The 26,382-nt window shown below is 67.9% G+C and carries 23 protein-coding genes; 13 read left to right on the top strand and 10 right to left on the bottom strand.

From position 1 onward, the window contains the following. The first annotated feature begins 68 nt into the window (after positions 1–68). The 8 genes from ACX9MO_RS00595 to ACX9MO_RS00630 all read left to right on the top strand — a co-directional run bounded on the left by ACX9MO_RS00595 (position 69) and on the right by ACX9MO_RS00630 (position 6,109). Positions 69–1,076, top strand: coding sequence for an ABC transporter permease (locus ACX9MO_RS00595; protein WP_222490376.1), 1,008 nt, complete (start codon positions 69–71; stop codon positions 1,074–1,076). Continuing rightward, positions 1,069–2,142 carry an ABC transporter permease gene (locus ACX9MO_RS00600; RefSeq protein ID WP_462213178.1) on the top strand — a complete coding sequence of 358 codons (1,074 nt, stop codon included), beginning with the start codon at positions 1,069–1,071 and terminating at the stop codon, positions 2,140–2,142. Before ACX9MO_RS00595 ends, ACX9MO_RS00600 begins: the two co-directional genes overlap by 8 nt. 204 nt (positions 2,143–2,346) lie before the next feature. Further along, positions 2,347–3,399, top strand: a complete 1,053-nt coding sequence (locus tag ACX9MO_RS00605) for a YeeE/YedE thiosulfate transporter family protein (protein ID WP_462213179.1) — start codon at positions 2,347–2,349, stop codon at positions 3,397–3,399. A gap of 180 nt (positions 3,400–3,579) precedes the next feature. After that, positions 3,580–4,005 (top strand): EF-hand domain-containing protein, encoded by a 426-nt coding sequence (locus ACX9MO_RS00610; protein WP_462213180.1) that lies wholly within the window; start codon positions 3,580–3,582, stop codon positions 4,003–4,005. A 90-nt stretch (positions 4,006–4,095) separates the two neighbouring features. Next, the gene (locus ACX9MO_RS00615) at positions 4,096–4,395 is read left to right on the top strand and encodes a hypothetical protein (RefSeq protein ID WP_462213181.1); all 300 of its coding nucleotides are present in this window, start codon (positions 4,096–4,098) and stop codon (positions 4,393–4,395) included. 132 nt (positions 4,396–4,527) lie between these two features. Continuing rightward, a complete protein-coding gene (locus ACX9MO_RS00620) occupies positions 4,528–5,115 on the top strand; it encodes an RNA polymerase sigma factor (RefSeq protein WP_462213182.1) in 588 nt (195 codons plus the stop codon). A 293-nt stretch (positions 5,116–5,408) separates the two neighbouring features. Continuing rightward, on the top strand, positions 5,409–5,648 hold the full coding sequence (locus tag ACX9MO_RS00625) for a hypothetical protein (RefSeq protein ID WP_462213183.1): 240 nt from the start codon (positions 5,409–5,411) through the stop codon (positions 5,646–5,648). Further along, positions 5,645–6,109 carry a hypothetical protein gene (locus ACX9MO_RS00630; protein WP_462213184.1) on the top strand — a complete coding sequence of 155 codons (465 nt, stop codon included), beginning with the start codon at positions 5,645–5,647 and terminating at the stop codon, positions 6,107–6,109. Before ACX9MO_RS00625 ends, ACX9MO_RS00630 begins: the two co-directional genes overlap by 4 nt. Positions 6,110–6,402: 293 nt before the next feature. Here ACX9MO_RS00630 and ACX9MO_RS00635 read toward each other — a convergent pair whose 3' ends face one another. The 7 genes from ACX9MO_RS00635 to ACX9MO_RS00665 all read right to left on the bottom strand — a co-directional run bounded on the left by ACX9MO_RS00635 (position 6,403) and on the right by ACX9MO_RS00665 (position 16,808). Then, on the bottom strand, positions 6,403–7,692 hold the full coding sequence (locus tag ACX9MO_RS00635; protein ID WP_462213185.1) for a DUF3422 family protein: 1,290 nt from the start codon (positions 7,690–7,692) through the stop codon (positions 6,403–6,405). A 421-nt stretch (positions 7,693–8,113) separates the two neighbouring features. Next, entirely contained in the window at positions 8,114–9,535 is a 1,422-nt protein-coding gene (locus ACX9MO_RS00640; RefSeq protein ID WP_222490385.1) for an NAD(P)(+) transhydrogenase (Re/Si-specific) subunit beta, read from the bottom strand. Positions 9,536–9,548: 13 nt separating this feature from the next. Further along, complete coding sequence (locus ACX9MO_RS00645) at positions 9,549–11,123, bottom strand: Re/Si-specific NAD(P)(+) transhydrogenase subunit alpha (RefSeq protein ID WP_462213186.1); 1,575 nt, start codon at positions 11,121–11,123, stop codon at positions 9,549–9,551. Positions 11,124–11,248: 125 nt separating this feature from the next. Then, complete coding sequence (locus ACX9MO_RS00650) at positions 11,249–11,701, bottom strand: methyltransferase family protein (protein ID WP_462213187.1); 453 nt, start codon at positions 11,699–11,701, stop codon at positions 11,249–11,251. A gap of 239 nt (positions 11,702–11,940) precedes the next feature. Continuing rightward, positions 11,941–13,185 (bottom strand): aminotransferase-like domain-containing protein, encoded by a 1,245-nt coding sequence (locus tag ACX9MO_RS00655; RefSeq protein ID WP_462213188.1) that lies wholly within the window; start codon positions 13,183–13,185, stop codon positions 11,941–11,943. 225 nt (positions 13,186–13,410) lie between these two features. Then, positions 13,411–14,190, bottom strand: a complete 780-nt coding sequence (locus tag ACX9MO_RS00660; RefSeq protein WP_222490389.1) for a gamma-glutamyl-gamma-aminobutyrate hydrolase family protein — start codon at positions 14,188–14,190, stop codon at positions 13,411–13,413. A gap of 464 nt (positions 14,191–14,654) precedes the next feature. After that, complete coding sequence (locus ACX9MO_RS00665; RefSeq protein WP_462213189.1) at positions 14,655–16,808, bottom strand: malate synthase G; 2,154 nt, start codon at positions 16,806–16,808, stop codon at positions 14,655–14,657. A 340-nt stretch (positions 16,809–17,148) separates the two neighbouring features. Here ACX9MO_RS00665 and pepN point away from each other — a divergent pair, with 340 nt between their 5' ends. From pepN to ACX9MO_RS00685, 4 genes are all read left to right on the top strand, one after another. Continuing rightward, positions 17,149–19,701 carry an aminopeptidase N gene (gene pepN, locus ACX9MO_RS00670; protein ID WP_462213190.1) on the top strand — a complete coding sequence of 851 codons (2,553 nt, stop codon included), beginning with the start codon at positions 17,149–17,151 and terminating at the stop codon, positions 19,699–19,701. A 251-nt stretch (positions 19,702–19,952) separates the two neighbouring features. After that, the gene (locus ACX9MO_RS00675) at positions 19,953–21,260 is read left to right on the top strand and encodes a hypothetical protein (RefSeq protein ID WP_222490392.1); all 1,308 of its coding nucleotides are present in this window, start codon (positions 19,953–19,955) and stop codon (positions 21,258–21,260) included. 402 nt (positions 21,261–21,662) lie between these two features. Continuing rightward, a complete protein-coding gene (gene gatB / locus ACX9MO_RS00680; protein WP_222490393.1) occupies positions 21,663–23,174 on the top strand; it encodes an Asp-tRNA(Asn)/Glu-tRNA(Gln) amidotransferase subunit GatB in 1,512 nt (503 codons plus the stop codon). Between the two features lie 287 nt (positions 23,175–23,461). Then, complete coding sequence (locus ACX9MO_RS00685; RefSeq protein WP_462213191.1) at positions 23,462–23,932, top strand: thioesterase family protein; 471 nt, start codon at positions 23,462–23,464, stop codon at positions 23,930–23,932. Positions 23,933–24,185: 253 nt separating this feature from the next. On the opposite strand, the gene ACX9MO_RS00690 is transcribed toward ACX9MO_RS00685, so the two are convergent. Then, positions 24,186–24,818 (bottom strand): J domain-containing protein, encoded by a 633-nt coding sequence (locus ACX9MO_RS00690; protein ID WP_222490395.1) that lies wholly within the window; start codon positions 24,816–24,818, stop codon positions 24,186–24,188. A 73-nt stretch (positions 24,819–24,891) separates the two neighbouring features. Between ACX9MO_RS00690 and ACX9MO_RS00695 the strand changes: the two genes are divergently transcribed. Beyond that, positions 24,892–25,149, top strand: coding sequence for a BolA family protein (locus ACX9MO_RS00695; protein WP_222490396.1), 258 nt, complete (start codon positions 24,892–24,894; stop codon positions 25,147–25,149). Between the two features lie 63 nt (positions 25,150–25,212). Here ACX9MO_RS00695 and ACX9MO_RS00700 read toward each other — a convergent pair whose 3' ends face one another. Both ACX9MO_RS00700 and ACX9MO_RS00705 read right to left on the bottom strand, forming a co-directional pair. After that, a complete protein-coding gene (locus tag ACX9MO_RS00700) occupies positions 25,213–25,935 on the bottom strand; it encodes a DUF4177 domain-containing protein (RefSeq protein WP_462213192.1) in 723 nt (240 codons plus the stop codon). A 96-nt stretch (positions 25,936–26,031) separates the two neighbouring features. Then, positions 26,032–26,277, bottom strand: a complete 246-nt coding sequence (locus tag ACX9MO_RS00705; RefSeq protein ID WP_222490398.1) for a hypothetical protein — start codon at positions 26,275–26,277, stop codon at positions 26,032–26,034. Positions 26,278–26,382 lie beyond the last annotated feature (105 nt).

The raw sequence follows: 26,382 nt of genomic DNA on the forward strand, positions 1-26,382 counted from the left end.
TTTCCGCCGCCGCGGGCCTCTTCCGTGCCCCCGCAGCGACCTTTCCTCAGGATCACGGACCCGCCCAGATGCTGACCTATACGATCCGCCGGCTTGTGCTGGCCGTTCCCACCCTCCTCTTCATTTCCGTCGTGATCTTCCTGCTGCTGCAGCTCGCGCCGGGCGATCCCATGGCACAGGTGCCGCTGACCGTCCCGCCCGAGGTGAAGCAGAAGATGCGCGAGGCCCTCGGCCTCGGCGACTCCATCTACGTCCAGTTCTGGAAGTGGCTGGTCCAGTTCTTCTGGGTCGAACCGCAGGTGCTGATCGACAACATCTTCGGCACCCACTTCGCCGACGGCAAGCTGCGGGTGCTCTCGTGGCAGACCCGCTCGCCCGTGATGGACATCGTGGTGCAGCGCCTGCCCCAGACGCTCTGGGTCGTGGGCATGTCCTACGTCGTGGGCGTGCTGATCGCCCTGCCCATCGGGATCTACTCGGCCTACCGGCAGTACTCGGTCTTCGACCAGCTGGGGACCTTCATCTCGATGGTGGGCTTCTCGGTGCCGACCTTCTTCACCGGCGTGCTGCTGATCGTGGTCTTCTCGGTCGGGCTCGGCTGGTTCCCCTCGATCTACGACACCACGCTTCAGGTGAACGACTGGGCCAGCTTCAAGCTCCAGATCCGCCAGATGGTGCTGCCGGTCTTCGTGCTGGCGCTCTACAACGCCGCCCAGATCAGCCGCTTCATGCGCGCCTCGATGCTGGACAACCTGAACCAGGACTACGTCCGCACCGCCCGCGCCAAGGGCCTGGGCGAGCGTGTCGTGGTCCTCGTGCACGTGCTGCGCAACTCGCTGATCCCCGTGGTCACCGTGATCGCGCTCGGCGTGCCGCAGGTCTTCGGCGGGGCCATCATCACCGAGCAGGTCTTCAAGGTGAACGGCCTCGGCCAGCTTCTGATCACCGCGATCGAAGCCAACGACCTGCCCATGGTGCAGACGCTCACCTTCATCTTTGCCGTGCTGATCGTGCTCTTCAACCTTGTCGCGGATGTGCTCTATGGCATCCTCGACCCGAGGATCCGCTATGACTGACGACACCCGGAAACAGGCTTCCGAGACGCCCCCCGGCCCCGACGCAACGCCCGAGGCGACCCCCGCCCCCTACGCGGCCTCCCTCGCCGCCGCAGGCCCGATGCCCTCGGCCCCGCCGCGCAGCCAGTGGTTCGACGTCTGGCGGCAGTTCACCCACCACAAGGGCGCGATGCTGGGCGGTATCGTGTTCATCCTGATGGTGCTGACGGTCTTCGTCGGCCCGCTCTTCTGGACCGTGGACCCGACCTTCATCGACATCCGGGCCCGGAACTCGCAGGCCATCACCTCCTGCATCCTGACCTTCGGCCAGATGTTCTCCTGCTTCGCCGATCCGTCGAGCGTGGGGATCAAGGCCAGCTGGGCGCATCCGCTGGGCGCGGACCAGCTGGGCCGGGACACGCTGGCGCGGATGATGGCGGGCGGGCAGACCTCGCTCTCGGTCGGCATCGCGGCCATGGTGCTGTCGCTGATCCTCGGCTCGCTCTTCGGCGTGCTGGCAGGCTACTTCCGCAAGCTGGACGGCCCGCTGATGCGGATGACCGACCTCTTCCTCGCCCTACCCCTGCTGCCGCTGCTCCTCGTGATGGTGCTGCTCTTCCGCGAACCGCTCTCGGCCGCCTTCGGCCCCGAGACGGGCATCTTCATCCTGATCGTGGTCGCCATCGGCATCACCTCGTGGATGCCCGCGGCGCGGATCGTGCGCGGCGACGTGCTGGCCCTGAAAGAGCGCGAGTTCGTCCTCGCGGCCCGCTCCATCGGGACCACGAACACCAAGATGATCAGCCGGCACATCCTGCCCAACGTCATCTCGCCGATCATGGTCTCGGCCACGCTGGGGATCGCCAATGCGATCATCACCGAAAGCGCGCTCTCCTTCCTCGGGCTCGGCTTCCCGCCGGACTTCCCGACTTGGGGCCGGCTGCTCTTCGACAGCATCGACTACATGCAGCAGAACCCCGAGCGGGTGATTCTGCCCGGCGTCGCCATTTCGCTGACGGTCCTGTCGGTGAACTACCTCGGCGACGGGCTGCGTGACGCGCTCGACCCGCGCCTGCGCGGACGCTGAAGAAAAGACCCTTCGTCCGGGCCCGCCGCCGTGGGCCCGGACATCCGTTCCGCCGGATGCGCGGAATTTGAACACCCTCCCCCCTCCAGCAGCGCAATCGGAACAGAGGTCTACCCCTGAGCCGGATTCACGCATTCACATAGCTTGATCTGAGCGTTTCTTCCCCGCTATCTGGAACAAATTCCCTACCCTCGGGAGAGTCCCATGTTTGAATCCCTCGGTTTCGAGACCCTGACCCCGCAGCAGGCCGCCGTCTGGTTCGGCCTCGGCCTCGGCCTGCTCTTCGGCGTGCTGGCCCAGTTGTCCGCCTTCTGCTTCCGCCGCGCCCTCGTGGGCGAGGATCGCCGTCAGGCCGCAGGCGTCTGGTTCGCGGCCCTCGCCGTGGCCGTCGCGGGCACGCAGGCTGCACAGGCGGCGGGCTGGATCAGCTTCGCCGATCACCGCTACCTCGCGGGGGACCTGCCCGTGGCCGCCGTCCTGCTGGGCGGGCTGATGTTCGGCGCAGGCATGGTGCTGACCCGGGGCTGCGTGTCCCGTCTGATGGTGCTCACCGGCTCCGGCAACCTGCGCGCGCTGCTCGTCCTCGCCGTCTTCGCCGTGGTGGCCCATGCCGCGCTCAAGGGCGTTCTCGCCCCGCTGCGGGTGGCCATCGGCGGCCTCACGGTCTCCCTCGGCGAGGCGGCGGCGCTGTCGAACTGGGTCGGCGGCCCGTGGATCTGGACCGCCGTCATCGTGGCCTCTGCCGCGCTGATCGTCGCCCGCTCGGGCGCCCGGCCCGGTACCATCGCGCTTGGCGCGTTGATCGGCCTGCTGGTCCCGCTCGGCTGGGTCGGCACCGGCTTCGTGCTTTTCGACGAGTTCGACCCGATCGTCATGGAAAGCCTCTCCTTCATCTCGCCCTCCTCCGAGGCGCTCTTCTGGACCATCGCATCCAGCGCGGTGCCCGCGGGCTTCGGTGTCGGGCTGATCGGCGGGGTGCTCTCGGGTGCGCTGATCGCCGCCCTCGTCTCGGGCCGGTTCCAGTGGCAGAGCTTCGAGAGCCCGCGCCAGACCGGCCGCTACCTCGCCGGTGCCGCGCTGATGGGCGCAGGCGGCGTGCTGGCGGGCGGCTGCACCATCGGGGCGGGCCTCTCGGGCGTGCCGACGCTGGGCCTCTCGGCGATCCTCGCCCTCGGTGCCATCGCCGCGGGCGGGCTGACCATGAACACGCTCCTGTCGCGCAGCCCGTCCGGCGCCCGGCTGGCGCCCGCGGAATAACCACCACTCAAGACGAACCACTCACGACGCACGACGCACGGCGCCCCTCCGGGGGCGCCGTTTTCTTTTGCTGCCGTCTCAACGCCTTGAGCCGCCCCGCGCAAGAAAGGGCAGACCCCGCGTAGGACAAGCCGCCCGGCTTCGTATGCCCTTGTGAAAACGGCAACGACGGAGCAACAGATGACACACTCCCTCCTCCTCACCGGGCCCCTGCTGGTCCTTCTGGCGGCTCCCGCGCTCGCCCAATCTGGCGCCCGGCAGGCCGCGGCCTTCGGCAAGGCCGATGCCAATGGCGACGGGGTGATCTCGCGCGCCGAGCTGATGGCCCGAAAGGGCGCCATGTTCGACCGCGCCGACCGCAACGGCGACGGGCTGATCGATCAGGCCGAGGCCAACCGCCTGCGCCAGATGGCAAAGCGGGCCGCCGTGGCCGCCGAGGCGAACGCCGGGCTCTCCATCGCCGCCATGGACGTGAACGGCGACGGGCTCCTCAGCCGCAGCGAGTTCACCTCCTACCTGCCGATGTTCGACGTGGCCGACGCCAATGGCGACAGCGTCCTCGACCAGGGCGAAATGACCCGCATGCGCAGCGCGATCCAGAACTGATCGCTCCGCAGACCCCGGCGGCCCCGCAACGCTGCCGTCCGTCCCTACCAAAAGCCCCCCCCCACCCCAGTCCCCAGAAGGAGACCGACCATGACCCGCAACTTTGCCCCCGCCCTGCTGACCGCCCTGACCCTGACCGCCCTCGCGGCGCCCGCGCAGGCCCAGAGCTTCAGCCTGCAGACCGGCCGCGGCACCACCGTGGACAGCACCCGCGACTGCATCCGCGGCTCGGGCAGCGCGACCTGCCAGAAGGACACCACTGTGACCTCGCCCGACGGCACGTCGCGCACCGCCTCGCGCAACCGCGTGACCACCGAGGACGGCACCACGACCACGCGCAACGGCTTTGCCGGGCAGACCGTCAACAAGACCCGCAACGTGACCCGCTGAGGCTGCGTGGCGAAGAGGCACCCGGTGCGGGCGATGGGGCGCGCACCGGTGGCCGGGGCCGCGTCCGCGGGACAGACAACCTGCGGGCGCGGTACCCTCGAACGGGACGGCGGAACAAGGAAAGAGGCCAAGGTGGATCAACCCCTGCGCGCGACGGACGAGGCCGGGCTGCTTGCCCGGGTCGCGGACGGGGATGAAGCGGCGCTCAACGCCCTCATCCTGCGGCACGGCCGGGGCATCCGGCTGCTGGCCGCGCGCTACCTCGACGACATGCAGCTGGCGGAGGACATCGCGCAGGAGACTTTCCTGCGGGTCTGGCGCCATGCCGGTCGCTACGATCCGAACCGGGGCGCTGTCAGCACCTGGATCTACCGGATCGCGACCAACCTGTGCACCGACCGGCACCGCCGGCGGCGCTTTGCCCGGGCCCTCGGCCTGGAACCGGGTCCGGAGGAGAGCCCGGACGACCTGACCGCGGGGCCCTGGGCCGATGCGGAGCAAACCCTCGCGGGGCGGCAGCAACTGGCCCGCGTGCGGGAGGCCATGACCGACCTGCCCGAGAGACAGCGCATGGCGCTGCTGCTCTCGGCGGTGGCGGGCATGGACAACCCGGCAATCGCCGCCGCGATGGGGACCAGTCGCGGCTCGGTGGAACAACTGCTCGTCCGGGCGCGCAGAACCCTGCGGGACCGGACCCACTCGGGGGAGATACGAGAATGACTGACACCACTCACGACCCGATCACACACCTCTCGCCCGGGGACCGCGCGCGCCTTGCCGCGGCATTCGGGCCCGATCCCGCCCTCTGGCCCGCCCCCTGGGCGCAGCTTGCGGCGGGAACCGATGACCCGGTGCTCCTGGCGGCAATTTCAGCCGACCTGCCCCTTCCCCCACTCACGGAAGAGCACCGGCTGGCGCAGGCGACCCTCGCCCGCGTCCGGCAGGACCGTCGCCGCCATGGTGCGCTTGGGGCTCCGCTTCGGGACCTCCGCCTCCCCGACTGGAGGCTCCCGGTGCCCACACCCGCCATGGCGGGGACGGTCCTTGCCCTCGCCCTCGTGGCGACGCCGATGCTGATCGCCAAGTATCCCAGCCCGGCGCGGGGCCGCGACATGGCGATGGCGGGCCTCGCCCTCGGCGACCCCCTGGGCTTCGATCCGGTGCTCAGCTTCGTGCTGCGCCTCGGTGCCCCCCCACCGGCGGCCAAACTGCCGCCCAAACTCCCTGCCCCCGCCCGGAGGGCCCTGCCATGACCCCACCACCGACCACGCGCCCCACAAAACGGCATAGCGGCTGGCGCCTGACCTTCTGGGCCGTGCTGGTGCTCTCGCTCTTCCTCAACGCGATCACCCTTGGCGTGCTCTGGCGGTTCAACACGATCCGCACCACGCTCAACGGCGACAGCGGGGGGCTCTCGATGATGTCTCAGGACCTGCGCAGCGGCGTCATCTTCGCCATGCGCGCCCGGCGCGGCGACTTCACCGCGGGGTTCGAACGCATCGGTTCGGCCCGGCGCGCCATGTTCGAGGCCGCCAGCGCCCGCCCTTACAACCGGGAGGCCGTCATTGCCGCCATGGAGGAGGTCCGGCAGGCCACCACGCAGATGCAGGAGATGGGGCAGCACCTGCTGCTCGAGACCTTCGACGCCGCCGCCGGCGCCACACCGACCCCTGCGACCCCTGAGGCCCCCACGGCCCCCGCCAGCGGCAACTGACGCCTGCCTTCCCGGGACCCGGGACGCGACACCCCGAAGGGGCGCCACAGGTTCCGGCGTCCCGGCCACAGGCCCGGGGATCGACCTTCCCCCGATCCCCGGCCACGGATCACGGGCCGATGGATCACGGGCCAACAGATCTCGGGCCACCAGATCACGGGTCGCAGGATCAAAGGCCGCAAGATCATTGGCCACGGCACGATCGCCCGTCGTTCCACGGGCCACCAGATCACCGGGGCCATGTCCCACCCGCCCCGGTGTGCCCTCAGGCCGTCTCCCCGCGGCCCGGGCAGTCAGCCGCCATGCGCATCACCCCCGCCATGGCGGCTGCGAATCCCCCGCACCACCATCCAGACCGCCAGCACCACCGGCGGCACGGCCAGCGCCGTCAGCATCCCCTTGGAGAGGCCGATGACCTCGGCCAGCGGATAGGCGAGATAGCCCACCAGCGACACCGCGTAGTAGCTGATCGCCACGACCGAGAGCCCCTCGACCGTGCGCTGCAACTGCAGCTGCAGGTCCGCACGCCGGTCCATCGAGGCAAGCAGCGCCTGGTTCTGGCCCTGCCGCTCCACGTCGACCCGGGTGCGCAGCAACTCGCCCGCCCGCATCGCCCGGTCCGCCATCCCCGCCAGCCGACGCTCCGAGGCGGCGACCGTGCGCATCGCCGGATCGAACCTGCGGCGCATGAACTCGCCCAGCATCTGCCGGCCCTCGTAGCGCTCCTCGCGCAGCATGGCGATCCGCTCGGTCACGATGGCCTCGTAGGCCCGGGTCGCGGCAAAGCGGAAGGCGGCACGGGCGGCCATGTCCTCGAGCTCGGCCGAGATCTCCAGCAGCCCCCCCAGCGTGGCCTCGGCGCTCCGCTCGGTGCTGCGCATGTCGGCCATCAGCTCGGTCAGCTTGCGGTCCAGCTCGTCCAGCCGCGGGCCCATCTCGCGGGCGCAGGCCAGACCCAGCATCGACATGCTCTTGTAGGTCTCAAGCTCGCAGAGCCGCTGCAGGATGCGCCCCACGCGCTGCGGCCCGGTCTCCGGCGCCACCTGGATCAGGAACCGCATGTGCCCGGCCGGGTCGATGCGGAAATCGCCCGCCACCACGGCGGCGCCCTCCATGACCCGGGCCGAGGCTAGGCTCTCGGGCACGAAATGCGCCGCCAGCGCCGCGCCCAGAACGGCATCCTCCGCCAGCGGCTCGATCCGGATCACGGCCGAGGTCGCCCGCACCCCCGGTGCCGCCTCCAGCCAGTCCGCCGGGAAGACCTCGAACTCCGCCGGATCGAAGGCCCGCGCGGTCAGGCCCGGGGCGAAGGCGGTGAAGGTGACGAACTCGGTATGGCTCTCCCACTTGAGCACATGGCGACCCACCTGCCCCGACCAATGGGTCGCGTCGGGTGCGGGATGATCCGCGCCATGACGGTCCAGCAGCGCCAGCAGATGGGCACGCTCCGCCGCGCGGTCGCGGGGCTGGCCCGGATGCGGCGCGATGGCCAGGTAGACGGCCGAGGACGGCACGTCGAGGGCCGGAAACGGCCGGGCGTGCAATTCGTTGGCCAGCGGATAGCGCAGCGGGTGATCCTGCATCGGGAACTCCTCTTTAAGGTCAGGCCAGCTAGCCCGGGGACACCCTAGCACAGAAGGCGGTGAAATGTCGAAATTTCAAACCCTTAATGGAATACCATCGCATACGGGGCTTCATCTTTCCCGAAATACCTCCGGGGGGCGCGCGCGCCGCGCGCGGGGGGCAGCGCCCCCCGGCCCCGCTCTCTTCCTCGCACCGCCCGGCCAGGCGACCGAACCGTGCCTCCCTGCCCGGATTTTTCCAAAAAATCCGGACCGGAAAATGCGCATTTTCCGGACACCGCCCGAGAGGTCCCGGGACCTCTCCCCGCCCGCCGATAATTCTTCGAAGAATTTTCGAGAATTCTTGGACCCACCCGCCGCGCGCGAAACGCAAAGGGCCCCGCCGTCGCCGGCGGGGCCCCTCGATGCCGTCTCGTTCGGATCAGCTGATCTTGTTCAGCAGATCGCCCACGGACTGTTTCGCGTCACCGTAGTACATCCGCGTGTTGTCCTTGTAGAACAGCGGGTTCTCGATGCCGGAGTAGCCCGTGCCCTGGCCCCGCTTGGAGACGAAGACCTGCTTCGCCTTCCAGACCTCCAGCACCGGCATGCCGGCGATGGGGGAGTTCGGGTCGTCCTGCGCGGCCGGGTTCACGATGTCGTTCGAGCCGATGACGATGACGACGTCCGTGTCCGGGAAGTCCTCGTTGATCTCGTCCATCTCCAGCACGATGTCGTAAGGCACCTTGGCCTCGGCCAGCAGCACGTTCATGTGCCCCGGCAGACGGCCGGCAACGGGGTGGATCGCGAAACGCACCTCCTTGCCCTTGGCCCGCAGACGGCGGGTCAGCTCGGCCACGTTCTGCTGGGCCTGTGCCACCGCCATGCCGTAACCCGGAACGATGATCACGCTGTCGGCCTCTTCGAGCGCCGAGGCCACGCCGTCGACGTCGATGGAGACCTGTTCGCCTTCCACTTCCATCGCCGGGCCCGCCGTGCCGCCGAAGCCGCCGAGGATCACCGAGATGAAGGACCGGTTCATCGCCTTGCACATGATGTACGACAGGATGGCACCGGAGGAGCCCACCAGCGCACCCACCACGATCAGCAGGTCATTGGAGAGCGAGAAGCCGATCGCCGCCGCCGCCCAGCCGGAGTAGCTGTTCAGCATCGAGACCACCACCGGCATGTCCGCACCGCCGATGCCCATGATCAGGTGGTACCCGATGAAGAGCGCGCAGAGCGTCATGATGATGAGCGGGAAGAACCCGCCGGTCGTGCAGTACCAGAACAGGCAGATCACCGAGAGACCCGCCGCGCTTGCGTTCAGCAGGTGCCCGCCGGGCAGTTTCTGGGCCTTGGAGGTCACCTTGCCGGCCAGCTTGCCATAGGCGATCACCGAGCCGGTGAAGGTCACCGCGCCGATGAAGATGCCGAGGAACAGCTCGACCTGCAGGATGCCCAGTTCGACCGGGCTCTTGTGGGCCACCAGCTCCGCGAAGGTGCCGACCGCCTCCTTGCCGTTGGCGATCGCGCGCATGGTGAAATGCGCGTTGAAGCCCACGAAGACCGCGGCGAGACCGACCAGCGAGTGCATGGCGGCGACCAGCTGCGGCATCTCGGTCATCTCGACCTTCTTGGCCACATACCAGCCGATGATCCCGCCACCCGCGATCAGGATGACCGAGAGAAGCCACAGGCCCGAACCGGGCCCGATGAGCGTGGCGAAGACCGCCAGTGCCATGCCGGCGATGCCGTACCAGACGGCCCGCTTGGCGCTTTCCTGACCCGACAGACCGCCGAGCGAAAGGATGAAGAGAACAGCCGCGACCACATAGGCCGCCGTCGTGAATCCGAAATCCATGATCCCCTACCCCTTACGATTTCTGGAACATGGCGAGCATGCGCCGGGTGACGAGGAAACCGCCGAAGATGTTGATCCCGGCCATGAAGACCGAGAGCGCCGCCAGCAGGATCACGATGAACGACCCCGAGCCGATCTGCATCAGCGCGCCGAGGATGATGATCGAGGAGATCGCGTTGGTGACGGCCATCAGCGGCGTGTGCAGCGAGTGCGAGACGTTCCAGATCACCTGGAAGCCCACGAAGACCGACAGCACGAAGACGATGAAGTGCTGCATGAAGCTGGCAGGCGCAATCAGGCCCACCCCCAGCAGGAGCACGGCACCGACCGCCAGCAGGGTCACCTGCTGCTTGGTCTGCGCCTTGAAGGCAGCCACTTCCGCGGCGCGCTTCTCTTCCGGCGTCGGTTCCTTGACCTTTTCCTTCGGCTTCTGCGCCGCGATCGCCTTCACCTTGGGCGGCGGCGGCGGGAAGGTCACCGCGCCCTCGTGGGTCACGGTGGCACCGCGGATCACGTCATCGTCCATGTTGTGGTTGACCACACCGTCCTTCTCGGGCGTGAGGTCGGTCATCATGTGACGGATGTTGGTGGCGTAAAGCGTCGAGGACTGGGTCGCCATCCGGCTGGGGAAGTCCGTGTAACCGACGATGGTCACACCGTTTTCCGTGATCAGCTTCTCGTCGGGCTGGGTCAGCTCGCAGTTGCCGCCACGCTCGGCCGCAAGGTCGACGATGACCGAGCCGGGCTTCATCAGCTCGACCATGTCCTTCGTCCAGAGCACCGGCGCGGCCCGGTTCGGGATCAGCGCGGTGGTGATGACGATGTCGACGTCGGGGGCCAGTTCGCGGAACTTCTTCAGCTGCGCTTCGCGGAACTCAGGGCTCGACGGGGCGGCATAGCCGCCGGTGGCCGCGCCATCGGTCTGCGCTTCCTCGAAGTCGAGGTAGACGAATTCCGCGCCCATGGATTCGATCTGTTCGGCCACTTCGGGCCGCACGTCGAAGGCCAGCGTGATCGCGCCGAGCGAGGTCGAGGTGCCGATGGCGGCAAGACCCGCCACACCGGCGCCGACGACCAGCACCTTCGCCGGGGGCACCTTGCCCGCCGCCGTCACCTGACCGGTGAAGAAGCGGCCGAAGTTGTTGCCCGCCTCGATGACAGCGCGGTAGCCCGCGATGTTCGCCATGGAGGAGAGGGCATCCATTTTCTGGGCGCGCGAAATCCGCGGCACCATGTCCATGGCAATGACCGTGGCCCCGGTCTCCTTGCAGCTTTCCAGCAGCGCCTCGTTGCTCCCCGGATAGAAGAAGCTGATCAGCGTCTTCTCGGGGGTCAGCAGGGCGACCTCCTCGTCACTGGGCGGACGCACCTTGGCGATCACGTCCGCTGCCGCGTACAGCGCCTGCGCGTCGGGCACGAGGGTCACCCCGGCCGCTTCATAGGCGGAGTCTAGGAAGCCGGCTTTCTCGCCAGCCCCACTCTCAAGGAGGCATTCGTGGCCCAGCTTCTGAAGCTGGAGGGCGGAGTCCGGGGTCATGGCGACCCGGTTCTCACCCGCGAACACTTCCTTTGGCGTTCCGATTTTCACGGCAGAAATCTCCCTTCTGAACACCTTCTGTCGTCGTCCGGACGTTTTCCGGACGCTCATTTGAACGAGTGCGCAATAAAATTGCGCGCATCAGGAAACGGGGATGCCTGTTCTCATCCCCGCTGTCAAACCCAACGACGAGTCTTTTGACAGTAGCGTGCATAATCAACACGGAATTGCCTGCGGAGGCGATTTTCTTCGGCGATGATATAGCGACGCTCCAATATCCACATCAGCAGCGGGATAAGGGGCAGTGACAGCACCGCATCCCACCTGAGGAGCAGACCGGTCAGAATCATGACATCGCCGAGGTAGATGGGATTGCGGGTGCGGGAGAAGATCCCGCTGGTGACCAGCTGGCTGGCCGTGGCGTGCGGCATGGGCGTTGTCCGCTGGCGCCGCATCTCGTAGAGCGCGAGCACCATCAGCAGCACGCCGCCGCCCACCAGCAACCCGCCGAGGAAATCCGCGAAGACCCCGCCGAGGTGCAGCCCGGCCGAGAAATGACGCGCCTGAAGCCAGCCGATCACCGCGAAGGCCAGCAGCCAGAGTTGGGGCAGATCGAACGTCTTGCGCATGGCAGCCTCCCGTGTGGTCCCACAAGAGCTACCGCATCGGCGCCCACCCCCGCCAGAGGGCAGCGCACCGCCGCGTCAATCCGCCATGCGCGTGCGGGCATCAGACACGGGACGTGAGGCCCGTGGCGTAAGACCGGCCCCGCACCCTGAGCTGCAACCGCGCCCGCTGGCTCGCGCCCCCGGGACAGCCATCGGGCAGCCGTGCCGTCAGGCCGGGCACCGGGCCCAGCCCGAGGGTCTCACTCCGCGAGCGCTGCCGCCGGGGCCCGCGTCTCCATCGCCTGCCGGATCAGGCGGCCGAGGCGCGCGATGCCCGCGTCCATCTTCTCCTTCTCATGCAGCGTGAAGCACAGACGCAGGGTGTTTGCATGGCCCCCGTCGGCGTAGAAGGCGCTGCCCGGCACGAAGGCCACGCGTTCGCTCTCCAGCGAGGTCGCCAGAAGGGCGGCGGCGTCCAGCCCCTTCGGCAGTTCCATCCAGACGAACATGCCGCCCTCGGGCCGGGTATAGGTCACGCCCTCGGGCATCTCGCGGTCCAGCGCCTCCAGCATCAGGCGGCGCCGGCGGCCATAGACCTCGCGCAGACCGGCCACGTGGGCGTCGAAATCCTGCTCCGCAACCCGCAGCGTCGCGATCTGGTTCAGCGTGGCGCTGTGCAGGTCGGCGGCCTGCTTCAGCAGCACCATCCGGTCGATCACGTCGCGCGCGGCCACCACCCAGGCCACCCGCAGCCCCGGCGCCAGCACCTTGGAGAAGGAGCCGGAATAGATCGTGCGGCAGGCATTCACGTCGCCTTTCTGCGCGATCTCCATGGCCATCAGCGTCGGGATCACCTCGCCCTCGTAGCGCAGCGCCTGATAGGCACCGTCCTCGATGATCGCGCAGTCCAGGTCCTCGGCCAGGGCCAGCAGCCGTTCGCGCCCCGTCAGGTCCAGCGTCTCGCCGGTGGGGTTGGCGAAGTCAGGCGAGAGATAGGCGAATTTCACCTTGCCGCCCGCCGCCTCTGCCGCCGCGCGGTAGTCCTCCGCCCCGCGGTTGCCGTTCAGCGACAGCTGGTCATAGGTCGGCTCGTAGGCGTTGAACGCCCCGAGCGCGCCGAGGTAGGTGGGCCAGGTCACCAGCGCCGTATCGCCCGGGTTGATCAGCAGCTTGCCGAGGTAGTCGAGCGCCTGCTGCGACCCCGAGGTGATCATCACGTTCTCCTCGGTGCAGGCGATGCCGATCCGGCCCATCTCCTTGGCGATCCAGCGCCGCAGCGGGCGGAAACCTTCGGAGACCGAGTATTGCAGCGCGACCGAGGCCTCGGACCCGCCGAGGATATCCGACATCGCCTTGCCGAACTTCTCCGCCGGGAAGAGTGCCGGGTCGGGGATGCCGCCGGCAAAGGAAATGATGTCGGGCTGGTCCAGCAGCTTCAGCAGTTCCCGGATCTCGGAAGCCTTCATGCGGCCCGTGCGGCCGGCCAGAACGTGGGTCCAGTCCATCCTCTATTCCTTCTCGTGCAGCGATGTCCTTGCGGTGCGGCGCGCCCTGTTGCGCGGAGCCCCCGGCTTGATTTCCAAATATTACCGGAAGAAGCCGCTCCCCGCACATAAATGTCGCCCGAAGAAAGGTCAAGAGAGCAGACCTTTCTCGAATCTGCATGGCCGCAATGCGACAGGCGCCCACCGGGGTGGACGCCTGCTGGAAACCGGTGACGCTGGGGCGGATCAGGCGGAGCGGAGCACGCCCCGGCCGGATTTCTGCGCCGACCATTCGGTGGCCGCGCGGCCGAAGGCCTCGAAGAGCGGGCGCGACACGGGATCGTTGGCCGCGTCGTATTCCGGGTGCCACTGCACCGCGAGGGTGAAGCCGGTGGCGCCGTCCACGTATGCGGCCTCGGGCGTGCCGTCGGGCGCCGTGCCCTCGACCTTGAAGCGGCGGCCGGGCTGGGTGACGCCCTGCCCGTGCAGCGTGTTGGTCATCACCTCCGGCGCGCCCATCAGGCGGTGGAAGACGCCGCCTTCCTTGAAGGTCACCTTGTGGCGCAGGGCGAATTTCTCCTCGATGGTGCCATCCGGGGGCATCCGGTGGTTCAGCCGCCCGGGCAGGTCGCGGATCTCGGGATGCAGGGTCGAGCCCATGGCCACCGCCACCTCCTGGAAGCCGCGGCAAATGCCGAGGAAGGGCTGGCCGCGTTCCACGCAGGCCCGTACCAGCGGCAGGGTGATCGCATCGCGCGCCCGGTCGAAGGTGCCATGGGCCTCGGTCTCGTCCTCGCCGTATTCCGAGGGGTGGACGTTGGGCCGCCCGCCGGTGAGGACGAAGCCGTCGAAGGTGTTGAGCAACTCCTCGACCGATACGTACCGCGGATCGGCGGGGATCAGCAGCGGCATGCAGCGCGAGACGTTGGCGACCGCCTCGGTGTTCATGATGCCGCCGGAATGGGTCCGGTAGGAATTGTCGATGACATTCTTGTTGGTGATGATGCCGACGATGGGTCGCGTCATGAGGGTCTCCGCATTCTGCGGGCCAGACTACGCCCGCCGCGCTGCGGAATAAACCGCCCAGCCTGTGCAATGATGCAGGATCGGACATGTTGCCCGCGCATTGGGCACTCCCGCAAAGCCGCAGGCCCCGCCCAATCCTTGGGCAGCCCCTGGACGGCCAAGTCTCCCCCGCTTCATCTTTCCAAAAATACTCACTGCCCCGCTCTCACCCCGCGCACCGCCCGCCCCTGCCCACACCGGCCCACAATGGCCCACACTGGCCTCACCGAGCGCCCGAGCCCCCCTTTCATCTTTCCGCAAATACTCACTGCTCGACGCCCAACCCGCGCGCCGCCCGACCCGACACGCCCCGGCATCAGCCATCGCCCATGGGCCCGACGTCCTCCGCACCTGCAATGGAAAGGCGGCCCCCAACGGAAAAGGGCGGACCTGCCGGCCCGCCCCTCCCTGTCTCTCCCGGCGCCTCAGCCCTTGCGCTGCAGCCGCCGCCGGTGCAGCACCGGCTCGGTATAGCCCGAAGGCTGGATGCGGCCGCGGAACACCAGGTCGCAGGCCGCCTGGAAGGCGACGCCGTCATAGTCCGGCGCCATGGGGGCATAGGGCGGATCGCCCGCGTTCTGCCGGTCCACCACCGCGGCCATCTTGCGCATCGCGGCCATCACCTGCCCTTCGCTGACGACCTCGTGGTGCAGCCAGTTGGCCAGCGCCTGAGACGAGATCCGGCAGGTCGCCCGGTCCTCCATCAGGCCCACGTCATGGATGTCGGGCACCTTGGAACACCCCACACCCTGGTCGATCCAGCGCACCACGTAGCCGAGGATGCCCTGCGCGTTGTTCTCGATCTCGCGGGTCAGTTCCTCTTCGCTGAGGTTGCGGCCGCGCATGACGGGCACGGTCAGCAGCGCCTCCAGCGTGCCGCGCGGGCCACCACGGGCGATCTCCTCCTGCCGGGCCAGCACGTCGATGACGTGGTAGTGGGTCGCGTGCAGCGTGGCGGCGGTGGGCGACGGCACCCAGGCGCAGTTCGCGCCCGCCTGCGGATGGCCCACCTTGGCCGAGAGCATCTCTTCCATCAGGTCGGGCATGGCCCACATGCCCTTGCCGATCTGGGCCCGCCCCCGCAGTCCGCAGGCGAGGCCGATGTCGACGTTCCGATCCTCGTAGGAGGCGATCCACGCGGTGGACTTCATCTCGCCCTTGGGCAGGAAGGGGCCGGCCTCCATCCCGGTGTGGATCTCGTCCCCCGTCCGGTCGAGGAAGCCGGTGTTGATGAAGGCGACCCGGTCCTTGGCGGCGCGGATGCATTCCTTGAGGTTGACCGAGGTGCGGCGTTCCTCGTCCATGATGCCCAGCTTGACGGTGTTCGCGGGCAGGCCCAACAGGGCCTCGACCTTGGTAAAGACCGCATCGGCAAAGGCCACTTCCTCGGGCCCGTGCATCTTGGGCTTCACCACGTAGACCGAGCCCTCGACCGAGTTCCGCGCCCCGCCCGACTTGGCAAGGTCGTGGATCGCGATCACGGTGGTGACCATGGCATCCATCAGCCCCTCGAAGACCTCCTTGCCCTCGGCGTCCAGCACCGCGGGGTTGGTCATCAGGTGGCCGACATTGCGCACCAGCATGAGGGCGCGGCCCTTGACGCGCAGTTCCTCCCCGTCGGGCCGGGTGAAGAGCATGTCGGGCGCCAGCTTGCGGGTAAAGGTGCTGCCCGCCTTCTCCACGCTCTCGGTCAGGTCGCCGCGCATCAGGCCCAGCCAGTTGCCATAGGCCTGCACCTTGTCGGCCGCATCGACGCAGGCGACGCTGTCCTCGCAGTCCATGATGGCCGAGACGGCGCTTTCCAGCCGCACGTCCGAGATGCCGGCCGGGTCCTGACGGCCCACGTCGGTGGAACTGTCGACCCGAACCTCGATCAGCAGGCCATTGGCCCGCAGCAACACCTGCAGCGGCACCCGCCCGCCTTCCAGATAGCCGACAAAGGCCGCCGGATCGGCCAGCCCGGTCTCGTCGCCATTGCGCACCAGCACCAGCTGCCCGTCGCGCACCGCCAGCCCCGTCACATCGGCCCAGCTGCCCTGTGCCAGCGGCACGGCGCGGTCCAGATGCGCCTTGGCCCATGCGATGACACGCGCCCCCCGCGCGGGGTCATAGCCCCCGCCATGGGGCAGATCGCCAAGCGCATCGGTGCCGTAGAGCGCATCATAGAGAGAGCCCCACCGCGCGTTGGCCGCGTTCAGGGCGTAGCGCGCATTCGTGATCGGCACCACCAGCTGCGGCCCGGGAATATGCGCGATCTCGGGATCGGTGTTCTGGGTTCCGATGGTGAAATCCGGCCCCTCCTCCACGAGGTACCCGATCTCGCGCAGGAAGGCCTCGTCCGCCGCCGGGTCCATGGGCTGGCCGGCGCGGGAGATATAGTAGGCGTCGATCTTCTGCTGCAGCACATCGCGCTTTTGCAGCAGCGCCCGGTTCTGGCCGGTGAACTCCCCCAGCAGGGCCGCGAAGCCATCCCAGAAGGCCGTGGCCTCCACCCCCGTTCCGGGCAGCGCCCGCTCTCCGATAAAGTCGTAAAGCTCGCGCGCGACCTGAAGGCCTGCCACCGACACCCGTTCCGCCATGATCCCTCCTCACAGGTCAAATCCCGCGCATGGTAGACCGCCGCGCCGCTGCGCCGCAATTGCCGATCCGCATGGCCTTGGGGCAGCCGGGGCCGCCCTACCCGGAATTTTCGAAAATTCCGCTCCGTTTTCTGCGAAGAAAACGGAAAGCGCCGCCCGCGCCCCGTTAGAACCACTCTCTCAGGGCGGGACGCCAACACCCCACGGATCAGGGTCTTCAGGGAAAATTTCCTAATACACCCGTGCAAGGCGGTTGCCCTCCCGGCGTCCGGCCTTGCAATTCCCGGTCCCGTGCCACAGCTATTTGGCAAAGACGCATTCCCCGAGACGGAGCAGACAGATGAAAGACATGGCAGGCCCCACGATCTACCTCTCGGAGTACGCCCCGCCCGCCTACCTCGTGGATGAGGTCCACCTGACCTTCCGCCTTGACCCGAACGCCACCCGCGTCCTCTCCCGCATCCGCTTCCGCCGGAACCCCGAGGCGACGGACACGACCTTCTTCCTGCACGGCGAACAGCTGACCCTGCTCTCGGCGGCCATCGACGGCCAGCCGGTCAGCCCGGAGCTCAGCGACGAGGGCCTCACCTGCGCGGTGCCCGACGCCCCCTTCACATGGGAGGCCGAGGTCGAGATCGCGCCCGCACGGAACTTCGCCCTCGAAGGGCTCTACATGTCGAACGGCATGTACTGCACCCAATGCGAGGCCGAGGGCTTCCGCAAGATCACCTATTACCCGGACCGTCCCGATGTGATGGCCACCTTCACCGTGCGGATCGAGGGCGATGAGCCGGTGAAACTCTCCAACGGCAACCCCGGCGCCTCCGGCGAGGGCTTTGCCGAATGGCACGACCCCTGGCCCAAGCCCGCCTATCTCTTCGCCCTCGTGGCCGGGGACCTCGTGAACCATCCCGACCAGTTCACCACCAAATCCGGCAAGGATGTGGAGCTGAACATCTGGGTCCGCCCCGGGGACGAGGGCAAATGCGCCTTCGGCATGGAGGCACTGAAGAAGTCCATGACATGGGACGAAGAGGTCTATGGCCGGGAATACGACCTCGACATCTTCAACATCGTCGCGGTGGATGACTTCAACATGGGCGCGATGGAGAACAAGGGGCTGAACATCTTCAACTCCTCCTGCGTCCTCGCCTCGCCCGAGACCTCGACCGATGGCAACTTCGAACGGATCGAGGCGATCATCGCGCATGAGTATTTCCACAACTGGACCGGCAACCGGATCACCTGCCGCGACTGGTTCCAGCTGTGCCTCAAGGAAGGGCTGACCGTCTACCGCGACAGCCAGTTCACCGCCGACATGCGCTCCGAGCCGGTCAAACGCATCTCCGACGTGATCACCCTGCGCGCGCGCCAGTTCCGCGAGGACAACGGCCCGCTGGCCCATAACGTGCGCCCCGAGAGCTTCCAGGAGATCAACAACTTCTACACCGCCACGGTCTACGAAAAGGGCGCCGAGGTCATCGGCATGCTCAAGGAGCTTGTGGGGGACGAGGCCTATGACAAGGCGCTCGACCTCTACTTTACCCGGCACGACGGGCAGGCCTGCACCATCGAGGACTGGCTGACGGTCTTTGAGGAGACCACGGGCCGGGACCTGAGCCAGTTCAAACGCTGGTATTCGCAGGCTGGCACCCCGCGCCTGAAGGTGCGCGAGGTGTGGGAGGACGGCACCTACACGCTCCACTTCAGCCAGATGACCCCGCCGACGCCCGGCCAGCCCGACAAGCTGCCGCAGGTGCTGCCGATCGCCGTGGGCCTGCTGGGCCCGAACGGGGACGAGGTGCAGGAAACGACGCTGCTGGAGATGACCGAGGCCGAGCAGAGTTTTGCCTTCCCCGGCCTTGCGGCGAAACCCGTGCCCTCGATCCTGCGCGGCTTCTCCGCCCCCGTGATCCTCGAGCGCGAGACCACGAACGCCGAACGCGCCTTCCTGCTGGCCCATGACACCGATCCCTTTAACAAGTGGGAAGCTGGGCGGATGCTGGCCAAGGACGGGCTGCTGCGCATGATCACCGATGGCGCGGCGCCCGATGCCGCCTACCTCGGCGCGCTGCAGGCAACGCTGTCGGACGACAGCCTCGATCCCGCCTTCCGCGCCCTCGTGCTGGCCCTGCCCTCGGAAGAGGACCTCGCCCAGACCCTCTTCGATGCGGGCGTGACCCCGGACCCGGACGCGATCCACGCCGCGCGCGAACGGCTGCTCGAGGCCATGGCGGAAGAGCTGGAGCCGCTGCTGACCCGGCTCTACCACGACCACCAAGTGCCCGGCGCCTATTCCCCCGACGCCGGCCCCTCCGCCGCCCGCGCGCTCGCCAACGGGGCGCTCGCCCTGCTGTCGCGCCGCGACGGGGGCGCGCTTGCCGCGCAGCAATACGCCGGGGCCGACAACATGACCCAGCAGCTGGCCGCGCTGACCTGCCTGCTGATCGCGGGCAAGGGGGCGGCGGAGGTGCAGGCCTTCTATGACCAATGGCAAGCCGACCGGCTGGTGATCGACAAGTGGTTCGCGCTCCAGATCGCCTATGCCGCGCCGGGCGAGGCCGCCAAGGTGACGGGTATGCTGACCCAGCACCCCGACTTCACCATGAAGAACCCCAACCGCTTCCGCGCCACGCTCGGGGCGCTCGCGGGCAATCCGGCGGGCTTCCATGCGAAGGACGGGGCCGGCTACCGGCTGCTGGCGGACTGGCTGCTCCAGCTCGACCCGCTGAACCCGCAGACCACGGCGCGGATGTGTTCCGCCTTCGAGACATGGAAGCGCTACGACGCCGATCGGCAGGACCTGATCCGCGCCGAGCTTGAGCGGATTGCCGCCAAACCCGGGCTTTCCCGTGACACATCGGAGATGGTTGGCCGCATTCTTGCCGCTTGACCGTAAAGCGCGCGTTAACCCGCACAGCCTACTCCCCCGCACGGAGCAGATCCGCGCGGGGGCGTTTTCGTTTCATGACAGCGCCTTACGTGGACGCCCGTCAACAAATCAGTCAGTCAACCCCGGGCTGTTTCCGCCCCGGAAACCGGCCTCTCGGCCCCGGTAAATCCCCTCAATCGGCCACAAGTCGTCACGTTTCGGCCCGAAACCGGCATCACAGATATGGCACCTAACAGCCGGAGCCCCACAAGATGCACAAGTTCACGCGCCTGAGCACCTTCCTGTCCTCGGCCTTCCGTCGCGACGCCGTCGCGCCCGAGGCCTTCGCGGATATCGCTCTGCCGCCGCTGGCACGTGTTGCGGGCGAAACGCTCACCGGCGACACCTGCGAACAGCTCGAGCTTCCCAGCTGCGACGAGACCGAGGAAGAGCGCCTGCGCGCGGAATACACCGCCCGTGGCCAGTTCCTCGCCCGTCAGGACTGCTGGGCCGACCTCGACGTGCAGATCCGCAATGCCGACGCCTCGCGCCGGGCCACGCCGGGGGGCACCAGCCTCGCCGGGCTGCTGGCCCGCGGCGCACGCAAGGACGCGGTGCAATCGGCGCTCACGGATATCGCCAACGGCCAGCCCCTGCGCCGCGGCGGGATCGACGCGCTGGAGGACCTCGTGGAGGACCATCCGGGCTGCTGGGGCGTGGCCCTCGTGGTGGCCCGCGCCCATATGGACATCGGCTGGGGCTACCTCGGACGCCCGATGGGCGGCCGCCCGCAGGATGGCCGGCAGGCCGACAGCGCCCAGTTCGACCACCACGTGGCCCGCGCCGCCGCGCTGCTGGAACCCTATTGCGCGCTTGAACTCGACAGCCCCGAGCTGGCCGCCGCCGCCTGCGACCTCGCCCTGGCCGAGGCCGCGCCGGGCGCGCAGAGCGCCGACATGCTGATGGATGCCTACGAGGACGTCATCGACCTCGACCCGCACAACCCGGCACATCCCCGCGCCATGGGTCCGCTGCTGCTGCCGCGCTGGTTCGGCAGCTACGAACGCCTCGACCAGCAGGCCCGCGACACCGCCAAGCGCACCGCAGACATCTGGGAGGACGGCGGCTATGCCGCGGTCTGGACCGAGGCGCTTGCCACCGACCCGGAGGCCGCCGCCCACGTCGACGTGGCGCTCTTCATCGAGGGGCTGCACGACATCCTGGACCAGCGCCCGGACCAGCACACCGCCAACCGCTTCGCCGCCTTCGCGGCCCTGACCATGGCGCCCGGTGCCGCCCCCGGCGACATCTCCCGCGCGGCCCGCGACAACCGCGCCACGATCCACGCCGCCGCGGGCTGGATCCTGCGCCACCACCTGCGCGAGTTGCACCCGATCGTCTGGGCGGATGCCGCCCTGCCGCTGAGCGACACACGGCCCACGCCCTCGCGCTCGGCCCGGATCACCCAGGGCACCCTGCTCGCCCGCCGCGCCATCTCGGCCCAGTTCGCGCGCGAGATCGCCGCCGGCCAGCGGATCACCTTCTCGCCCCTCGGGTTGAACCTGCAGCCGATGGCCTGACCCCGCTTCATCTTTGCCCCAATACTCCGGGGGAATTGGCCCCCCGGGGGCCAAGGGGGCAGAGCCCCCCGGAATTTTCGAAAATTCCGGTCCGGAAAATGTGCATTTTCCGGTCAGCGCCCGGTTTGACCGAAGCGCGGCCCTCCCGGCTGGGCCGGGAAAATTCTTCGAAGAATTTCCCCAAGAATTTTCGAAAATTCTTGGGCACGGGAGGACGACGCGCGCCCCTTCGCCGCCTGTCCGGACCGCAAGCCCAGAGGGGGCCGTCTGCCCCCCGGGCGCGCTGCGCCCGTCCCCCGAGGATACTTGCGAACAGTGGATGAGTGGGGCCGGAGCCCTTGCCCCGGGGCGGGGAGCGGCGTAGAACCCGAGCCGACGAATTTTCAGCCCGAGAGGACGCCCATGCTGGATCTGACCTACGAGACCCCCAAGCCCAAGGTGATCGCCGGGGCCAAGGATGACTGGGAACTGGTCATCGGCATGGAGGTCCATGCGCAGGTCGCCTCCAACGCCAAGCTCTTCTCCGGCGCCTCGACCAGGTTCGGCGCCGAGCCCAATTCCAACGTGGCCTTCGTGGACGCGGCCATGCCCGGCATGCTGCCGGTGATCAACGAGTTCTGCGTGGCGCAGGCGGTGCGCACCGGGCTGGGCCTCAAGGCGGAGATCAACCTGCGCTCGGCCTTCGACCGCAAGAACTACTTCTACCCGGACCTGCCGCAGGGCTACCAGATTTCGCAGCTCTACCACCCGATCGTGGGCGAGGGCGAGATCCTCGTGGACATGGGCCCGGGCGTGGCGCGGCTCGTGCGGATCGAGCGGATCCACCTCGAGCAGGACGCGGGCAAGTCGATCCATGACATGGATCCCAACATGTCCTTCGTGGACCTGAACCGCACCGGCGTGGCGCTGATGGAGATCGTCAGCCGCCCCGACATCCGCGGCCCCGAGGAGGCGGCCGCCTATATCGCGAAGCTGCGCCAGATCCTGCGCTACCTCGGCACCTGCGACGGCAACATGCAGAACGGCAACCTGCGGGCGGACGTCAACGTCTCGGTCTGCCGTCCCGGCCAGTACGAGAAGTACCAGGCGACGCAGGACTTCTCGCACCTCGGCACCCGCTGCGAGATCAAGAACATGAACTCCATGCGCTTCATCCAGCAGGCGATCGACTACGAGGCGCGGCGCCAGATCCAGATCCTCGAATCCGGGGGCGAGATCGTGCAGGAGACCCGGCTCTACGATCCGGACAAGGGCGAGACGCGCTCCATGCGCTCGAAGGAAGAGGCGCATGACTACCGCTACTTCCCCGATCCCGACCTGCTGCCGCTGGAAATCGAACAGGGCTGGGTGGACGATATCGCCGCCTCCCTGCCCGAGCTGCCCGACGAGAAGAAGGCCCGTTTCGTCAAGGACTTCGGCCTGAGCGAATACGATGCCTCCGTGCTGACCGCCGAGGCCGAGAACGCCGCCTTCTTCGAGAAGGTCGCCGAGGGCCGTGACGGCAAGCTGGCGGCCAACTGGGTGATCAACGAGCTCTTCGGCCGCCTGAAGAAGGACGACAAGGACATCGGCGACAGCCCGATCGGCCCCGAGCGCCTCGGCCAGATCGTCGGCCTGATCACCAAGGGCGACATCTCGGGCAAGATCGCCAAGGATGTCTTCGAGATCGCCTATACCTCGGACCGCGACCCGGAAGAGATCGTCGAGACCGAAGGGATGAAACAGGTCACTGACACCGGCGCCATCGAGGCCGCCGTGGACGAGGTGATCGCCGCCAACCCGGCGCAGGTCGAGAAGGCCAAGGCCAACCCGAAACTGGCGGGCTGGTTCGTGGGGCAGGTCATGAAGGCCACCGGCGGCAAGGCCAATCCCAAGGCGGTGAACGACCTCGTGGCGGCCAAGCTGGGGCTCTGAGCCCGGCACGGATGAGACAGGCAGAGGGCGGGGATATCCCCGCCCTTTTGCGTTTCAAGGGCGCGGTTCCCCATGAGGGGCGACGCCCGCCGCGCGCGATCAGTGCCTGAGCCTGAGCCTGAGCCTGAGCCTGAGCCTGAGCCTGAGAACAGGGCACCGACCAGACAGGCCCCTACAACGGTCCTGCCTCACGAATTGCTTGCTCGGAGGCTCCGGCAAAGTCCAGCCTCGCCCTCCCCTTGCCCTGACCGCCCCCTCTGCTAGGCTCCGGCCCGAAAGGAGACCTCATGGCGCATAGCTTCACCTCTCAGCCGATGACCCTCAAACCCGAGTGGATCGACTACAACGGCCACCTCAACATGGCCTACTACGGTCGGCTCTTCGATGACGGCGTGGAGGAATACTTCACAAAGGTGGGCATCGGCGAGGACTACGCCCGCAGCAGCGGGCACACCACCTATTCCGCCGAGTTCCGCATCCGCTACCTGCGTGAGCTGCCGCCGGACGCGGTGGTGCGCGTGACCTTCCGCATTCTCGACCTCGGCCCCAAGAGCCTGCATTACGCACAGGAGATCCTCCACGAGGACGGCTGGGTCAGCGCCACGGGCGAGGGCATCAGCCTGCATATCGACCAGTCCGGCCCCCGCGTCGCCGCCTACCCCGAGGAGGTCGCCGCGCGGCTTGCTGCCGAAGCCGAGACCCATGCGGCGGAGCCCGTGCCCGAGTGGGTCGGCGCGCCGATGAAAATCCGCAAGTGAGCCGAAGGGGTCCGGAAGACCGGACCCCGCTTCAGGCCGTACCCGCGGCCGCCGGAGCCTTCCGGCCTGATCCGCAGCCCCCGCCGCGGGACCCACACGAAGAAGGGCAGAGGATCGCTCCCCTGCCCTTCATCTTTCCCCAAATACTCACCTCCCGACCGTCAGGCCGGGCGCCCGGTCCCTTGAAGGCCCGTCGATTGAAGGCCCGTCGCTTGAAGCACCGTCCCCTGAAGTCTGGTCCCCATAAGCCCCGTCACTTGAAGTTCCGGCTGTCCTTGATCTGGTCCCAGGCCCACATGACTTCCTGCAACTGCTCCTCTTGAGAGCGGTCGCCGCCGTTCATGTCGGGGTGCAGCACCTTGATCAGCGACTTGTAGGCCTTGCGGACCTCGGCCTTGGTCCAGTGGTCCTTGCCTTCGAGGATCTCCAGCGCGCGCCGTTCGGTCGGCGGCAGCCGGCGACCGGCGGTCGCGCCGCCGTTGCGGCCCGGGTTGCGGGTCGCGTTGTCCCCCAGCACCTGGTGCGGGTCCTCGATCCCCAGCCGGGCCCAGGCCCGCGCCTCGGGGTCGCCGAGCGGCTTGGTGGTGCGTTCCCAGACCTTGTCCTTGGACATCTGGGCGTTCATCTCCGCTTCGGTCGTGCCGTCGAAGAAGTTCCACTTGAGGTTGTACTCGCGGATGTGCTCCTTGCAGAACCAGTAGTATTCATCCAGCACGTCGGGCGCCTTTGGCGCGCGGTAGACGCCCGGTTCCTCACAGCCCTCATGTTCGCAGACGCGCGTCGAGGTCTCCGAGGCACCGGACATTCCGCGCCGACCGCGCGTGTTCTTTTTCTTCTTTGCCGACGAGACGGACATGTCGAACCCAAAGGGGTCATTCTTGGCCATGCGATCACCTTTCCGAGTCAGGCGATGCAGTTTAGACTGATCACCACGAGATTGAAGAGGCTGGAGAGAAAAATTGAGCGTGACGGCAGAGATCCGCGAAAAACTTGAACAGGCCTTCGGGCCGGAACTGCTGGAGGTCGTGGACGACAGCGAACGCCACCGCGGGCACGCCGGGTATCAGGAGGGCGGCGAGAGCCATTTCATCGTGACGATGCGTGCGCCGGCCTTCGCGGGCCAGTCCCGCATTGCCCGCCACCGCGCCGTGCATGGCGCGCTCGGCCCGGATCTTCTGGGCCGCATCCACGCGCTGAACCTGCATCTGGACGCCTGAGGACACCTGAACGGCGCCCGGCCCTCTTGCAGGCGCCGGGCGTCGTCCCGGCAACCGGAGCGATCACTCCTTGGAACTGTCCGGTGTTTCGCTCCGGCCCATGACCTGCGCCGCACGGCGGCGCAGCATGTCCGAGAAGCCCGCATCGAGCGTATCCGTGTCCTCGACCCCATTGTCGCGGTCCAGGGCTGCCGGTGCGCTGCGCGAGGCTCCGCCGAGGGCGGGCGACGGGCCGCCGGGCCCACCTGCGGGCCCCAGCTTGCCGGAGGCGGCAGCGCGATCCCCGCTCGGCGCGGGATTCGTGATCCCTTTCGCCGTGTCGGGCAACTCGGGGCGCGTCTCAGTCTCGGTCGGCTCGTCTGCACCGGTCTGTGGCGCAACGCTCTCCGATTCCGCGGTCGCGGGCACATCGGAGGCGGGCGGCGTGTCCGACTGCTCCTGTGCGACCTCGGGCCGTGCGGCAGGAGTTTCGGACGGTGTCGTGGGGGCCACGAGGATCGGCTTCGGCGCGCCGGTCTCCAGCAGCTCGGGCTGGAAGGGCGCCGCATCCGCAGGGCGCGGGCGCCGGAAGACGAGGACATTGCGGTAGGTCGTGGTGGTCGAGGTGAAGCCGGAGCGCTCCTCGCTCGGCAGCGTCTCGGCCCGGAGGTATTCCCAGCCCTCCGCTGCCATGTCGTTCATCACCTGCTCGAGGGCATGGGCGAAGCGGCTCTCGGGGGTCTTGACCCCCTTCGCCTTCTGGCCGCGGACGGGCGCGGGCACCACCTTGTATTCGAAACGCGTCATGGGACTCCTATGCGCCGGATGGACCCATGGCGCAAGGGGCGTCCGGGCCTGCGCAACGTGCCGGGGCTGATCCCTGCCGACGCGTCGCCGAAACGCTCACTTGGGGGCGGTACTCTGCATGGCAGCCAGCGGCGACGGAAGAAGCCGGTTCCCCCCGGCCTGTGCCTGTCCGTCCTGAAGCCAGCTTCCGACGATCGCGACAGCGGTCATCGTGATGACAAGACCGGCCGTCAGATAGCGTCTGTTCGAATTGGTGAACATGAACATAGTGAGTTGGTCTTTATTCTTGTTGCCCGAGCACACCGCAAAATGCGGCACTGCAGCATAATCTAGATCGGTCATAGCCGCGTGGCCAGCGTCAGACAAGACAAAATGCAGCACTGGCGGAAAGTTGCTGGGGTTTCTTCGCGGGATCCATACGCGACCGGACGACAGCCACAGGGGGTC

The sequence above is a fragment of the Pseudooceanicola profundus genome (assembly GCF_054919315.1).

Coding starts and splice junctions, on each gene's coding strand:
- ACX9MO_RS00655 (WP_462213188.1), bottom strand. CDS start 13,185: ATGGACTGGACCCACGTTCTGGCCGGCCGCACGGGCCGCATGAAGGCT.
- ACX9MO_RS00665 (WP_462213189.1), bottom strand. CDS start 16,808: ATGGCGGAACGGGTGTCGGTGGCAGGCCTTCAGGTCGCGCGCGAGCTT.
- ACX9MO_RS00630 (WP_462213184.1), top strand. CDS start 5,645: ATGACCCCACCACCGACCACGCGCCCCACAAAACGGCATAGCGGCTGG.
- gatB (WP_222490393.1), top strand. CDS start 21,663: ATGCTGGATCTGACCTACGAGACCCCCAAGCCCAAGGTGATCGCCGGG.
- ACX9MO_RS00690 (WP_222490395.1), bottom strand. CDS start 24,818: ATGGCCAAGAATGACCCCTTTGGGTTCGACATGTCCGTCTCGTCGGCA.
- ACX9MO_RS00615 (WP_462213181.1), top strand. CDS start 4,096: ATGACCCGCAACTTTGCCCCCGCCCTGCTGACCGCCCTGACCCTGACC.
- ACX9MO_RS00635 (WP_462213185.1), bottom strand. CDS start 7,692: ATGCAGGATCACCCGCTGCGCTATCCGCTGGCCAACGAATTGCACGCC.
- ACX9MO_RS00610 (WP_462213180.1), top strand. CDS start 3,580: ATGACACACTCCCTCCTCCTCACCGGGCCCCTGCTGGTCCTTCTGGCG.
- ACX9MO_RS00705 (WP_222490398.1), bottom strand. CDS start 26,277: ATGACCGATCTAGATTATGCTGCAGTGCCGCATTTTGCGGTGTGCTCG.
- ACX9MO_RS00685 (WP_462213191.1), top strand. CDS start 23,462: ATGGCGCATAGCTTCACCTCTCAGCCGATGACCCTCAAACCCGAGTGG.
- ACX9MO_RS00650 (WP_462213187.1), bottom strand. CDS start 11,701: ATGCGCAAGACGTTCGATCTGCCCCAACTCTGGCTGCTGGCCTTCGCG.
- ACX9MO_RS00660 (WP_222490389.1), bottom strand. CDS start 14,190: ATGACGCGACCCATCGTCGGCATCATCACCAACAAGAATGTCATCGAC.
- ACX9MO_RS00675 (WP_222490392.1), top strand. CDS start 19,953: ATGCACAAGTTCACGCGCCTGAGCACCTTCCTGTCCTCGGCCTTCCGT.
- ACX9MO_RS00595 (WP_222490376.1), top strand. CDS start 69: ATGCTGACCTATACGATCCGCCGGCTTGTGCTGGCCGTTCCCACCCTC.
- pepN (WP_462213190.1), top strand. CDS start 17,149: ATGAAAGACATGGCAGGCCCCACGATCTACCTCTCGGAGTACGCCCCG.
- ACX9MO_RS00640 (WP_222490385.1), bottom strand. CDS start 9,535: ATGGATTTCGGATTCACGACGGCGGCCTATGTGGTCGCGGCTGTTCTC.
- ACX9MO_RS00600 (WP_462213178.1), top strand. CDS start 1,069: ATGACTGACGACACCCGGAAACAGGCTTCCGAGACGCCCCCCGGCCCC.
- ACX9MO_RS00700 (WP_462213192.1), bottom strand. CDS start 25,935: ATGACGCGTTTCGAATACAAGGTGGTGCCCGCGCCCGTCCGCGGCCAG.
- ACX9MO_RS00605 (WP_462213179.1), top strand. CDS start 2,347: ATGTTTGAATCCCTCGGTTTCGAGACCCTGACCCCGCAGCAGGCCGCC.